14 protein-coding genes are annotated in these 13,038 nt (G+C 53.8%); 5 read left to right on the plus strand and 9 right to left on the minus strand.

Annotated elements, in window-relative coordinates; all coding sequences use genetic code 11:
• Position 1 precedes the first annotated feature (1 nt).
• The 3 genes from plsY to AC3CB2_RS22585 form a co-directional block, all read right to left on the minus strand.
• Positions 2-619, minus strand: a complete 618-nt coding sequence (gene plsY, locus AC3CB2_RS22575; protein WP_352936562.1) for a glycerol-3-phosphate 1-O-acyltransferase PlsY — start codon at positions 617-619, stop codon at positions 2-4.
• A 124-nt stretch (positions 620-743) separates the two neighbouring features.
• On the minus strand, positions 744-2,048 hold the full coding sequence (locus AC3CB2_RS22580) for a dihydroorotase (RefSeq protein ID WP_352936564.1): 1,305 nt from the start codon (positions 2,046-2,048) through the stop codon (positions 744-746).
• A 13-nt stretch (positions 2,049-2,061) separates the two neighbouring features.
• The gene (locus AC3CB2_RS22585; RefSeq protein WP_037038224.1) at positions 2,062-3,021 is read right to left on the minus strand and encodes an aspartate carbamoyltransferase catalytic subunit; all 960 of its coding nucleotides are present in this window, start codon (positions 3,019-3,021) and stop codon (positions 2,062-2,064) included.
• A gap of 134 nt (positions 3,022-3,155) precedes the next feature.
• Between AC3CB2_RS22585 and AC3CB2_RS22590 the strand changes: the two genes are divergently transcribed.
• Positions 3,156-4,811 carry an acyl-CoA dehydrogenase family protein gene (locus AC3CB2_RS22590; RefSeq protein WP_352936566.1) on the plus strand — a complete coding sequence of 552 codons (1,656 nt, stop codon included), beginning with the start codon at positions 3,156-3,158 and terminating at the stop codon, positions 4,809-4,811.
• On the opposite strand, the gene AC3CB2_RS22595 is transcribed toward AC3CB2_RS22590, so the two are convergent.
• Positions 4,796-5,734: an AEC family transporter gene (locus tag AC3CB2_RS22595; protein ID WP_008552979.1), complete on the minus strand. Its 939-nt coding sequence runs from the start codon at positions 5,732-5,734 to the stop codon at positions 4,796-4,798. The two genes, AC3CB2_RS22590 and AC3CB2_RS22595, sit on opposite strands and share 16 nt — an antisense overlap.
• Positions 5,735-5,897: 163 nt before the next feature.
• On the minus strand, positions 5,898-6,395 hold the full coding sequence (gene ruvX, locus AC3CB2_RS22600; RefSeq protein WP_008552975.1) for a Holliday junction resolvase RuvX: 498 nt from the start codon (positions 6,393-6,395) through the stop codon (positions 5,898-5,900).
• Positions 6,396-6,538: 143 nt separating this feature from the next.
• Between ruvX and ung the strand changes: the two genes are divergently transcribed.
• Positions 6,539-7,216, plus strand: a complete 678-nt coding sequence (gene ung / locus AC3CB2_RS22605) for a uracil-DNA glycosylase (protein ID WP_352936569.1) — start codon at positions 6,539-6,541, stop codon at positions 7,214-7,216.
• 135 nt (positions 7,217-7,351) lie between these two features.
• A complete protein-coding gene (locus tag AC3CB2_RS22610) occupies positions 7,352-8,089 on the plus strand; it encodes a metal-dependent hydrolase (RefSeq protein ID WP_352936570.1) in 738 nt (245 codons plus the stop codon).
• Positions 8,090-8,254: 165 nt separating this feature from the next.
• Here AC3CB2_RS22610 and AC3CB2_RS22615 read toward each other — a convergent pair whose 3' ends face one another.
• The 4 genes from AC3CB2_RS22615 to AC3CB2_RS22630 all read right to left on the minus strand — a co-directional run bounded on the left by AC3CB2_RS22615 (position 8,255) and on the right by AC3CB2_RS22630 (position 11,303).
• Positions 8,255-8,728: a YHS domain-containing (seleno)protein gene (locus AC3CB2_RS22615; RefSeq protein WP_008552977.1), complete on the minus strand. Its 474-nt coding sequence runs from the start codon at positions 8,726-8,728 to the stop codon at positions 8,255-8,257.
• A gap of 395 nt (positions 8,729-9,123) precedes the next feature.
• Complete coding sequence (locus tag AC3CB2_RS22620) at positions 9,124-9,597, minus strand: YHS domain-containing (seleno)protein (RefSeq protein WP_352936572.1); 474 nt, start codon at positions 9,595-9,597, stop codon at positions 9,124-9,126.
• A gap of 189 nt (positions 9,598-9,786) precedes the next feature.
• Positions 9,787-10,338, minus strand: coding sequence for a TetR/AcrR family transcriptional regulator (locus AC3CB2_RS22625; RefSeq protein WP_352936574.1), 552 nt, complete (start codon positions 10,336-10,338; stop codon positions 9,787-9,789).
• Positions 10,338-11,303, minus strand: a complete 966-nt coding sequence (locus AC3CB2_RS22630; RefSeq protein WP_352936576.1) for a GlxA family transcriptional regulator — start codon at positions 11,301-11,303, stop codon at positions 10,338-10,340. The genes AC3CB2_RS22625 and AC3CB2_RS22630 overlap by 1 nt, the downstream gene beginning before the upstream one ends.
• An 81-nt stretch (positions 11,304-11,384) precedes the next feature.
• On the opposite strand from AC3CB2_RS22630, the gene AC3CB2_RS22635 reads away from it, so the two are divergent.
• Together AC3CB2_RS22635 and gatC are read left to right on the plus strand one after the other, a co-directional pair.
• Entirely contained in the window at positions 11,385-12,602 is a 1,218-nt protein-coding gene (locus AC3CB2_RS22635) for an MFS transporter (protein WP_352936578.1), read from the plus strand.
• 146 nt (positions 12,603-12,748) lie between these two features.
• Positions 12,749-13,036 carry an Asp-tRNA(Asn)/Glu-tRNA(Gln) amidotransferase subunit GatC gene (gene gatC / locus AC3CB2_RS22640; protein WP_008552959.1) on the plus strand — a complete coding sequence of 96 codons (288 nt, stop codon included), beginning with the start codon at positions 12,749-12,751 and terminating at the stop codon, positions 13,034-13,036.
• The last annotated feature ends 2 nt before the right edge of the window (positions 13,037-13,038 follow it).

The raw sequence follows: 13,038 nt of genomic DNA on the forward strand, positions 1-13,038 counted from the left end.
CTCATCCCTTGGAACCGATCTTGCTTTCCTTGCCTTTCAGCAGGCGGGCAATGTTCTCGTGATGTTTTGCCCATAGCAATATGCTGAGTATTCCCATCATTTGCGCAATTTGCCATTGATCGAAAGCCAGCAGAATAAAGGGAGTGACAAGGCTTGCCACCAGTGCTGACAGGGATGAGAACTTGGTGATGTAGGCGGTGGCGATCCAAATGGCGATGAAGATAACGCCAACGGGCCAGAAGATGCCAAGCAGAATGCCGATATACGTTGCAACGCCTTTGCCACCTTTGAACTTCAGCCAAACTGGGAAAAGGTGGCCGAGAAATGCGCCGAGACCTGCGATCAGGGCTGCATCATTGCCCATGTAAAGGCTGATGAGAATAACGGCGAATGTGCCTTTGAGGGCGTCGCAAAGCAGGGTGAGGGCAGCCAGTTTTTTGCTGCCAGTGCGCAGCACGTTGGTGGTGCCGATGTTGCCGGAACCGATGTTCCGGATGTCGCCGTGACCTGCCATTTTTGTGAAGAGTAGGCCAAACGGAATGGAGCCTAGTAAATAGCCAAAGGCCAATGCAGCCAGATAGTAGGGTAAATCAAGGGACCAGCTGATTGGATCAGGCACGGGTGTTCTCCAGTTGTTGCATTAAAGCAGTGTGCCTTGCCGGTTGGCTGAGCACACTGCTTTAAACTTTCTTGCGTAACGCGGGATCTGTACTGGTGCCTTTGAGGCTGTTCAGAAGAGCGCGTTAAATTGCGTCATGATCTAGGATGCCGCCTGCAACAATGGTTGTCAAAACCCGGCCTGTTAAAGTTTCATCCTCGAAAGGCGTGTTCTTTGAACGGGACCGAATTTTCTCTTTTTCTACAATCCATGGCTTTTGCGGATCGAAGATGATCAGGTCCGCTGGTGTGCCTTTGGAAAGGCGACCGGCAGGAAGACCAAGACGGTCCGCTGGATTGCAGGTCATTGTTGCAAGCAGTTTGGAGAGTGAAATGTCACCGTTCAGGACGAGGCGCATTCCCGCTCCAAGCATTGTTTCCAGCCCTAAAGCACCATCTTCGGCTTCTGCAAAGGGGTGACGCTTAGTTTCCACATCTTGTGGGTTGTGATCGGACATAATGATGTCGATTGTGCCGTTTGCCAGCGCCTCGACCATGGCCTGACGATCATCTTCCGTACGCAGTGGCGGCGACATTTTATGGAAGGTCCGGTATGGGCCGATGTCGTTTTCGTTGAGCGTCAGGTGGTTGATGGAGATGCCTGCCGTTACGTTCAGGCCTTCGTTCTTGGCTTTCTGGATAGCTTCTGCACTTTGTGGGCAGGAGATCAGGCGGGCGTGATATTTGCCCTTAGCCATGGCAACGAGGCGCATGTCGCGTTCGATTGCGACGAACTCGGCCTCTCTTGGAATGCCGCCCAGACCTAGCCATGAAGCGCGCAAGCCTGCGTTCATGACGCCGGAGCCTGCCAGGTCCTTGTCCTGCGCCTGATGCACCACCAGCGCGTCAAAATCGCGGGCATAGGTCAGCAGGCGGACCAGAACAGAGGAGTTGGTGATTGGCAGTCTGTCGTTGGAAAAGGCGATGGCGCCTGCTTCCTTGAGCAGACCCAGCTCGCTCATGTCCTTGCCAGCCAGTCCCTTTGTGAGGGCGGCCATTGGGTGGACGTTGACGATGGCGGTGTCGCGGGCGCGGCGGAGCATGAAGTCCACCAGAGCCGGGTCATCAATCACCGGGTCCGTGTTTGGGCTGGTGAGGATTGTTGTTACACCACCAATGGCCGCGGCGCGGCTAGCGCTTTCCAGCGTTTCGCGGTGTTCTGCGCCGGGTTCACCAACGCTGACGCCCATGTCGATGAGACCGGGGGCAACGACGGCGCCGTTACAGTCAATGGTTTTTGCGCCTTCCGGAGCGCCCTGATTGAGGGCATCTGCACCGGCGGCGGCGATGTTCCCGTCCTGAACGAACACTGCACCGGCTTCGTCAACACCGTTGGCGGGGTCAATGATGCGGGCGTTTGTCAGGACCAGCGGGTTCACATTCTTGATCATGCGCTTGTCCTTCTTACACGTTGTCAGGGAGGTTTTGAGCGAGAGCTTCAAGCACTGCCATGCGTATGGCAACACCCATCTCCACCTGCTCGCGGATCAGGCTTTGCGGGCCATCTGCAATTTCGGCGGCGATCTCCACCCCGCGGTTCATTGGACCGGGGTGCATGACCAGAGCATCAGGCTTTGCATAGGAGAGCTTTTCTGCGTCCAGACCGTGGTAACGGAAATACTCACGAACAGATGGTACAAAGGCGCCGCTCATACGTTCGCGTTGCAAACGCAGCATCATGACGATGTCACAGCCCTTCAGTCCTTCGCGCATGTCTGTGAATACTTCTACGCCCATACTATGAATACCAGAGGGCAGTAGTGTAGAGGGAGCTATGACACGCACGCGGGCTCCCATATTGGAGAGAAGGATGATGTTGGAGCGCGCGACGCGGGAATGGCGGATGTCGCCGCAAATGGCTACTGTCAGACCACCGAGGGTTCCTTTGTGGCGGCGGATGGTCAAGGCATCCAGCAGAGCCTGAGTTGGGTGTTCGTGAGGGCCGTCACCGGCGTTGACGACCGCGCAACCGACTTTGCGGGCCAGCAGGTGAACTGCACCTGCGGCGTGGTGGCGAACAACCAGCAAGTCAGGACGCATTGCGTTCAGGGTTGCAGCCGTGTCGATCAGGGTTTCCCCTTTCTTCACCGATGAGGTGGAGACCGACATGTTCATCACATCCGCGCCCAGACGCTTGCCTGCAAGCTCAAAAGAAGATTGGGTGCGGGTGGAAGCCTCAAAGAAGAGGTTGATTTGCGTTCGCCCACGCAGAACAGCTTTCTGCTTTTCTACCTGTCTGGAGACTTCGACGGCTTCGTCGGCAAGGTCCAACAGGTAATTAATGTGGGGAGGCTGCAATCCCTCGATACCGAGGAGATGGCGATGCGGGAACGCTGAGGATCGATGTGTGATATTCTTGCTCATCGAAGACCCTTCTATAGGCAGAAACACCGAGTTCGTAAAGAGCTCAACGGATGTATAGTTTTTATTGTGCAAATCGCAGTTGCAACGTGCGCGGTAACCTATCAAAATCGCTGGGGCAACTCGCGGGAGGAAAAATGGATAAAGTTTCACAAGCCACTATGACGACAGGGGTGATCAATCAGGCCCCGCCATATTGTGGGTACAACCTTGCCGAGAGTGATCCAATTCTCCTTGCTGATTTGGGTGGTACAGGGTCCAACGATTCTGCACGCGAAGAGCTTATCAAGTTTGGTGAGCAGTGTGGAGCCGCAGATGCACTGGATCTGGGCAGATTGGCAAATGTTAATGAACCGGTGCTTAAAACACACGATCCATATGGCCGCCGCCTTGATGTTGTCGAGTTCCACCCATCCTACCATGCGCTGATGCGCCGCTCGTTTGAAGCTGGCCTGCACAGTGCGTCCGTCGAGTCCATGGAGCCCGGTGGAGACCGTGCGTTTTATAACCGCGCCCGCAAGTATTTCGTGATGAGCCAGGTGGAAGGCGGGCATCTTTGTCCGGTGACCATGACCAATGCCTCTGCTATGGCTCTGACACAGGCTCCTGAGCTTGCCAAAGTCTGGAATGAGCGCATATTAAGCCGCAAGTATGACCAGCGCTTCCGTCCTGCCAGCCAGAAGATGGGCGTCAGCCTTGGCATGGGCATGACCGAGAAGCAGGGTGGTTCTGACCTTCGCCAGATTATCACCCGCGCGGAAAAGGTTTCCGACGATACTTACGTGATCAACGGCCACAAATGGTTCTTCTCCGCACCTATGTGTGATGCGTTCCTCGTGCTGGCGAAGCTGGAAGAAGGGCCGTCCTGTTTCCTCGTACCGCGTATTCTTGAAAGCGGTGAAGTGAATGGGCTGGACTTCCAGCGTCTGAAGAACAAGCTTGGCAACAAGTCCAACGCGTCTTCTGAGGTTGAGTTCAATAATGCTGTTGGCTTCCTTGTTGGTGAAGCGGGTAAGGGCATCAAGACCATCCTTAAGATGGTGACGCCGACCCGTGTTGACTGCTGTATTGGTTCAGCTGCGCTTATGCGTGCGGCGATTTCCAGAGCGGTTCATCACACCTCCAACCGCAGTGCGTTTGGTGCGCGTTTGATTGAGAAGCCTTTGATGCAGCGTGTTCTGGCGGATATGTCTTTGGACATGGCGGCCAGTGAGGCACTTGCGCTCAAGCTGGCGCATTGCATGGATCAGGAAGGTGAGGACAGTCAGGCAGCTGACTTCCTGCGGATCATCACACCAGCGGCCAAGTACTGGATCTGTAAGAGCGCAGAGAACGTTGCTGCAGAGGCGATGGAATGTCTGGGTGGTAATGGCTACGTGGAAGACCACGATATGGCCCGTATCTACCGTGAAGCACCAGTGAACAGCATTTGGGAAGGTTCCGGAAACATCATGGCGCTGGATCTGCTGCGGGCAATGCACCGTACACCAGACAGCTTCATGAACGTTCTGGGTATGCTGGAAGCGGATCTTGGTCCTGCAGGCAAGGTTTCTGTTGAAGTGCTGCAGGCTGCTGCGCGGACTTGTCTGGAAGACGAAGGCGGTGCACGTTTGCTGACTGAACAGCTGGCGATTACGGCTGCTGCTGCTGCGCTGAAGGAGGTTGCTCCTGCAGCTATCGCCAATGCGTTTATCGAAACCCGCATGGCAGGCCAGTGGCGTTCAAGCTATGGCATGTTGGATGCGCGTTATGACGCGATGGGTATTCTGGAGTGGCTTTATCCAATCAAGTAAGCCACGACCAGTAACCACGCTGGAATAGTGATTGCGGCGGCGACTGTCTGAAGGGTCAGAATTTCGGCCATCAGTTTAGCATCGCCGCCCATTTTTTTTGCCAGAACATAACTCGCGCCCGCTGCTGGAACAGAGAAGACCAGCGTAACGATGGTTGCTGAGATTTCGTCCAGTCCAAGTGTGAGCGCAAAGCTTAAGGCAATGCCGGGGGCTAGTACGTTGCGCAGCAAGAGTGCGGATGTGAGCGCTGGGCCGGGACGACGCAGAGCGCCCAGATCCAATGCGGCGCCAACACACAGCACTGCAATCGGTAGAGCAGCACTTCCCAGAAATGTCAGGTAATTGGCGATCACTTCAGGGATCTGACCACCTGAGGCGTTGATCAATCCACCTGCTGCTACGCTGATGATGAAGGGGTTCTTGATCAGCTCTCTTGCCAGCAATTTTGGGGAGGGTGCAGAGCCACCTGCATAGATGGACAGGATCAGCACGCAGAGCAGGTTAGCAGCCGGGATCATAATCGCCATGATCACAGCGACCAGTGCCACACCTTCATCCCCAAAGCTGTTGGCCGCAATCGCCATGGCGACGAACCCGTTCCAACGCACGACGCCCTGAAAGATTGAGGTGAAGCGTGGACCTGAGATTTCGAACTTTTGCTTCAGGACTGGCTGCAGTACGAGGCAGAGCACTGCCAGTATTGAGAAGGTTCCCAGTACCGAGATGGTGATCTCGATGACCGGCATCGCTGAAAAGTCGGAGGTTCCCACGTTGATCAGGATGATGGCGGGGAACAGAACCCAGTAAGCCAGATCTTCCATGCCACTCCAGCGCTCTCTTGGAATGAGATTGCGATGGCGGAGGAACCATCCTGTGGCTGTGAGGAGCAGGACAGAGATGATGGCTGACAGGGCAGAAAACATGCGTGTGCTTTTCAGGCTGTTGCTCAGACGAAAACTGTCCTTGCAAGTGGATGGAGAAAAAGCGCGTTGATGCGCGTATCCGTCTATTCACGTAGCCTGAAAAAAGCAGAGTGGTAAAGCGCAGGGCGCCTTAAATTTTCTCAAGTGTTGTTGGCGCGGGAGCTCACTCTTCGTCGAAGAGCGAGGTGCCGCCATAGTTTACGCGGTCGAGGAAACCTTGCAGGATGTATGTGGCGGCCATCTTGTCGACGAGCTCGGCGCGGCGGGCGCGGGAGCGGTCGGCTTCGATGAGCGTTCGTGTAACGGCTGCTGTTGAGAGGCGCTCGTCCCAGTATGTGATTGGGATTTCTGTCTTCTGAGCGAGGTTGCGTACGAAGGCGCGGGTTGCCTGACAGCGTGGGCCTTCGGTGCCATCCATGTTGAGGGGGAGGCCGATGACAAGGCCGAATACACCGTGCTCATGACAAAGATCGAGCAGACGCTCCACGTCTTGCGTGAACTTCTTGCGCTTGATGGTTTCCAGCGGCGATGCGATCTGACGACCGGAATCGGTGAGGGCAAGGCCGATGGTTTTGGTGCCAAGGTCAATGCCGATCAGGCGATCATCGTCGTAAAGCGCGTCGCAGAAATCTTCGAGAGATAGTGAAGGATCATTTGCCATGGCGGCGGGTTAGCACGGCTTGCGAGCAACGCCAAGCGGGTAATCCATATTTTTCTCGGGGACATGCTGTTTCCAGAAGAACTGATGGGCAGCTGTTCTGGTAAAGGTATGGACACAAGAACATTGAGCAGGTGGAGACAGGAGTGATACAGGTGCAGTTTGAAGCAGGATGGCAGGGTATTTTAGCTCCAGAAATGGAGAAACCATACTTTCAGAAGCTTCAGGCCTTTCTAGATGCGGAAGCTGCTGCAGGCAAAACGATCTATCCTCCTGTTGCGGACTGTTATGCAGCCTTTGAGGCGGCTGCGCTGCGTGATGTGCGTGTCGTTATTCTTGGGCAAGATCCTTATCACGGAGAAGGGCAGGCGCATGGGCTTTCCTTTTCGGTTCGCAAAGGCGTTAAGCTGCCTCCGTCTCTTCGCAACATCTACAAGGAGCTGGAGAGCGATCTCGGGTTTGCTCCGGCCTCTCATGGCTGTCTGACCCATTGGGCAGAGCAAGGTGTGTTGTTGTTGAACACGTCTTTGAGTGTGGAGGAGGCTAAGGCTGGATCTCATGCCAAGAAAGGATGGGCGCCGTTCACAGATGCTGCGATCAAGGGCCTTTCAGAAACACGGGAGCATCTGGTGTTTATCCTGTGGGGGGCGCATGCGCAGAAGAAACTGGAGCTGATTGATGAGAGCAGGCATCTGGTTTTGATGAGTGCGCATCCATCTCCACTTTCTGCCCGACGCGGCTTCTTTGGTTCAGCTCCCTTTTCTAAAACCAATGCATATTTGCGGAAACATGGTCTTAAAGAGATCGACTGGCAGATCTCTTAGAGGCATTGGTCGGTGTTTTGCCTTTGATCAGTTACATTTAAGGGTTGTGTAACCAAATCCCTACTAGTCTAGATAATATTTTAGTCATCATGGAGGGCGCCGGTTTTTGGCGTACCGCATAGGGGGATTGGTAGTATGGATTTACAGTTTCTGGGCCATTCTGCTTTCAAGGTTCACATTCCCGGGGCAACATTGCTGATTGACCCGTTCTTGTCTGGCAATCCGAGTTTTCCTGAAGGGATGACCGTTGAGCAGGCCAGTGAAGGTGTGGACCACGTTCTCTTGACCCACGGCCATGATGACCATGTGGGCGATACCATCGATATTCTGAAAGCCACCGGTGCAACGCTGACTGCAAACTGGGAAATTTGCATGTGGGCGCAGGATAAGGGGATTGAGAAGATCAATCCCATGAACCACGGCGGCTGCGTGAACATGGGGCCATTCGGCGTTGCGCTGACCAATGCGGTGCACAGTTCGGCTTGCTCTTTTGACACTGAAGGCAGCATTGCGGATGTGTATCTGGGGAACCCAGCAGGTGTGGTGGTGATGGCTGAGGATGAGCCAACACTGTTACATATGGGGGATACGGATATCTTCTCCGATATGGAGCTGATCAACGAAATTTACCGGCCTCAGATCGGTATCGTGCCGATTGGCGATCGCTTCACCATGGGTGGCCGGACAGCTTCTATGGCCTGTCAGCGTTACTTTGAGTTCCAGACCATTATTCCTTGCCACTATGGCACTTTCCCAATCCTCGATCAGAGCGCGGATCAGTTTACCGAATGCATGGGAGATGATGCGTTTCGTGTGGCTGAGTTGAAGCCGGGTGAAACGGTGACGGTGAACAACAATGTGACAGCGTCCTGACCGGACACGCACTGCTTAAACAAGAAAAGGCCTCAGCGTGAACTGAGGCCTTTTGAGTTTGAAAGGGACACATTCCGCGTTTTTTTGCTTTCACCGCGGGGTCACGCTTTGTTGGGGGCACGCGTGACTGGAATGGGCCTTCAAGGGAGCTTGGGTTGGGTTCGCTTAAAGGTCAGCTTCTGGCGTGTGAATGATCGTTGGCCAGTTTTCATTTGCCCGGGCGATGGAAGCGTTCGGGTCTTTGAGGAAGTGACGCTGGGCACCTGCATGGGCATTCAGGTAAAGTTTGCCGTCAACGATCTTCCACTGCTCTGGCTGGATCGGAATTTTCACTCCGAAGCTCACACCAGTTGCACACCAGCCACCGTACTGAGGCGCGTACTTAGCCGGATCCTTTTTAAACTTGTCGAGGTTTTCTGCAGATGAGAACAGCCAGGTCACATCCTGGTACTGTGTGGAGTACTCTTTTTTGCCTGCAACTGGCTTGCCTTCAGTGAAGTAAGCAACAGGGTCTGTTCCCTTGATTGCATAACCTTCTTCGACGAAGTTGGTAATTTCATCGGCCATTGCCGTCATCGGAACAGTTACAATTGCTGACAGGGCAAGTCCAACTGCAAGAACTGAAGATTTGATCGGCATGGGCAACTCCTTCGGGCTGATATGTAAAGCCAAGTCTGGCCTGTTTGGTTTACCAGGTGCTTATGGGGAGGCACCTGTTTTTATCTATGTCTTGAATTCAATATGCGGGAATGGCGGGAGGAAGGCCAATAACGCTTCATCACCGTTTTGCGAACTGGTTGTGAGACCGTGGATTACTCGCTGCAAGGCATGTGCAGAACGGGATAACTTGCTGGAGGTGCTGAGTAATTTTGTGAGGTGGGCTTCTTTAGGGAGCCGCTTCCCAAAACGAAAGAAAGCCACAGAAGATCTGCGGCTTTCTCTAGGGCTCAACGCATATGCTGCCATGAGAATTGGGGAGATATCGGAATAGGCGCTAGGCATCGCCTACCTGCAGCATATGCGCTGATGGAAACTTAGAGTTTGTCTGCAGGAATGTCGCGGATATCAACCCAGTTCGCATCTGCATTGGTGATGGTTTCGATTGTGCGGGACTGCATGCGCTTCACAGCACCATCGTGAGCGTTGAGGTAGAGCTTGCCGTCAACGATGTCCCAGAGCTCTGGCTTGGTTTCAAGCTTGCTGCCGAAGGATGCGCCAACTGCACACCAGCCGCCGTACTGAGGAGCGAACTTAACCGGGTCAGCAACGAACTTGTCGCGGTTTTCAGCGCTGGAGAATTTCCAGGTTACGCCGTCGTACTGCGCGGTGAATTCTGCTTTACCCTGAACAGGCTTGTTTTCAGTGAAGTATGCAACTGGATCGGTGCCGCCAATTGCGTAGCCACCAGAGGTGTAAGTGGAGATTTCATCAGCGAATGCGCCGAATGTGCTTGCGGACAGGGCAGCGCCTGCAATGGCTGCTGCAACAGCGATGGATTTGATTTTCATTATATTACCCTCAATGAAACAATGAATTTCGCCGTACAAACAAAGCAAGGTCAGGAAGAATGCTGTGTTTGGTCGACAACCTCGGCCCGCGGAAATTGCCCGTTCTTGCGAGGTGCAATCTTATTGCCTCAGGAGGGTGTACAAGTGCCAATCAAGTGTCTTCACCAAGAGGAGAGCGGCTTTTACTTTTTATGATCGGCTTGTAACGCTCTGAATTAACTCTGTAATTTCACGTAGTGTTGGTTTTCTTCCACGGACGAGGCTGGTGAAAAACACAAAACCGAGCAGTTGGTCGATGCTCGTCTCCATAGATGCAGTGGTGTTCCAGTAGACAAATATCTGTCTGAAGTGGGTGCGCTGTTCGCCTTCAATCAGGGTAAGTTCCTCCGCTAACGAAGGTTCTGCCAATAAGGTGAGCCATGCGGTGCCCAAAGGTGTGTCATGGAGAGCTGTCAGCATGCCAGTGACTGCTTCCAGCAGATCGTTCTGAAACGAAGACATGCCCGGATAGACTGGCGGCACTTGCCGGAACCCGTAGCGCATGGCTTCAAGCGCTAATGCTGCCTTGTTGGGCCAGCGACGGTAGAGGGCCTGCTTTGATGTGCCGGTTAGCTCTGCAATCTGCTGTGTAGAGGTGCCGTGATAGCCGTTATCTGCCAGAGTGTTGAGGGTTGTGCTGAGGATCTGGCGTGTGAGCTCTGTATTTTGCGGTCGGCCTCGCTTGGTGGTTTGTTCTGGCATCAGGAGAACCTTTCCACGTATTCAGAGGGCGTAATGCCGAAGTTGCGTTGGAAGGCACGGCGCAGGTTTTGTATGTGACCGAAGCCGGAAAGGTGAGCTGCCTGTTTGATGGAGCTTCGTTTGAGCAAAGCTGTTCTGGCAAGGTCCAGGCGCAAGCGCTCCACAAACTGGGCCGGAGTTGCTCCTATATCTTCTTTCAGGCGGCGATGCAGGGTGCGGGTGGAGACGCCGGCAGATTGTGCCATTTTCTCGATCGTCCAGTCAGCTTCCGGTTCGGACAAGATGATTTCTGAGAGCTTAGCGATGTTGGACTGTCCGGCGGCTTGCAAGGAGAGGGCGGAAGAGAACTGAGCCTGTCCGCCATTGCGGCGCAGATAGACCACCAGTTCCTGTGCCGTTTTCAGTGAGATAGCTGAGCCGAGGTCTTGTTCTATAAGATGCAGAGTCAGGTCGATGCCCGCTGTGACACCTGCTGAGGTATAGATGTTGCCGGAGTTGACGAAGAGCTGATTGAGCTGCCAGTCCACATTCGGAAACTCAGATTGTGCCGTAGACGCACGGCTCCAATGGGTGCTGGCTTGTTTGCCTTCCAGAATGCCGGAGTCTGCCAGAATGAGTGCGCCCGAACAGATAGAGATGATGCGCTCTCCATTTGTTCTTGCTGCAGCTTTTTTAAGCAGTGGGCGGAGGGGGCCGCTGCCCAGCTCTTTATCAATGCGGCCACCGGGGATGAGGAGGTCTGCGTCTGGGTTCCAATCGGCAAACGTTCCATCAACTGCAATCTTGATCCCAGGCTGTGTTTCTATAGGCTGTCCGTCAGCGGAAAGAATCCTGAGTTTATAATTGGGTCGATAACTGTCCGCCGTCCAGAAAGCCTGCATAGGGCCCGCCAGATCCAGAAGGTTGATACCGTGATACACGAGTGCATCAATATGACGATGTTGCTCAAGTTGCGTGTTTGGCATGATTTGAAGCTTGAATGTCCTAACTGCCAATTGTTGTAGGCGGTATTGTCAAGGCCGTCAAAGTTTCTTCGAGGAATTACTATGGGACTTTCAGAGATGGCGGAGCAGGGGGAAACGTACAGAGCCCGCAATTTTCCGCTCATTTTGATTGCAACGGCAATCCTTTCCATGCAGATGCCAATTCTGATTGCGATCAGCGCGCTTGCTGGATCTTATCTTGCGCCGCATCCCACCATGGCGACTGTGCCGCTGGCGCTGCAGATGTTTGGCAACTTCCTGTTTGCCACACCAATTTCGCTGTTTATGGGGCGCTATGGTCGGCAGAAAGGCATCTTGCTGGGGGTAGGCTTGAGCATTGTTGGCTCGTTGCTATGTGTTTATGCGCTCTATGCCAATCAGTTCGTTGTTTTGCTGGCTGGGCATGTTCTGCTGGGTATTGCGACCGCGGCTTATACCTTCATGCGTTTTGCTGCCTCTGATAGTGCTAGCGAAAAATGGAAGCCCATGGCGATTTCCCTGAGCATGTCAATGGGGCTGCTCTCAGCTTTGTTGGGGCCAAGCCTAGTTGGTGTTGTGAAGGATGTCGGCGGCGTTATTCCGTTTGTTGGCAGTTATCTGGCCTTGGCGGGTGTTGCCGTGGTTGGTGCGTTGCCCGTTTTGGGTCTACGTTTGCCGCCGGTCTTGAAAAACTCTGGTCAAAGCAAAGGGTTTGTGGAGTCCCTGAAAGTGCTGCGCAGACCTGCGGTTTGGAGTGCTACGGCCTGCGCCGGGCTATCCTTTGGCTTTATGACCATGCAGATGTCTCCTACACCGCTTGCCATGGAGTACTGCGGTTTCTCCGTTGGGCAATCCAGTGATGTGATCCGCTGGCATCTGGTGGCCATGTTCGGGCCGAGTTTTGTGACTGGCTATATCATCCGCCGGATCGGAACGACCTCCGTGATGGTGTTAGGTCTGTTGATGTTGGCGGCAGCTGGCGTGATTGGTGCGCTCAGTGTTGAACTGTGGGCGTTCTATGTGGCCTTGATCTTGCTTGGTATTGGCTGGAACTTCGGGTTTATTGGGGCAACGTCTCGCCTGGTTGAAGTTGTGGCACCGGAAGATGCGCCGCTTGCGCAAGGAGCCAATGACTCTGTGGTGGCATTGGTCTCCGCGATCTCTGCGCTTTCAACGGGTATCTTGTACAGCACTGTTGGCTGGGCAGGCCTTTCACTCTCAGCCCTTCCGCTGTTATTGGCACTGGCCTTGTGGCTTGTGGTTGCTGGTGTTCGCGGCAGGCAGTTTGAGTATGCTTCCTGATAATCGGTACTAATTGGTTCCGTAATGATGAGAATATGAGGGATGAACAGCAGGGCAGTGATTGTTCTGCTGTTTTTTTGTGTTTATAGCTCTTTGCCAGAGTTCGAGGTGGGCAGTCTTTTGCCCCCGTAATTTCGGAGTGAAACATGTCGGTTGATCTGAACACCGTAAAACGTGTTGCCGGGCTGGCTCGCATCAAGGTTGATGACGAGCAGGCAGAGAAAATGACTGGTGAGCTGAATGCGATCCTTGGTTTCGTTGAGCAGCTGGACGAAGTGAACATTGAGGGCGTTGAGCCAATGACCTCTGTTGTTGAGCAGTCCATGAAAAAGCGCGCAGATGGCCAGACCGATGGCGGTTATGCGGACAAGGTTGTTTCCAACGCACCGGTACATGAAGACAACTTCTTCACCGTGCCTAAAGTTGTTGAATAAGC

Source organism: Pseudovibrio sp. SCP20 (assembly GCF_057774105.1).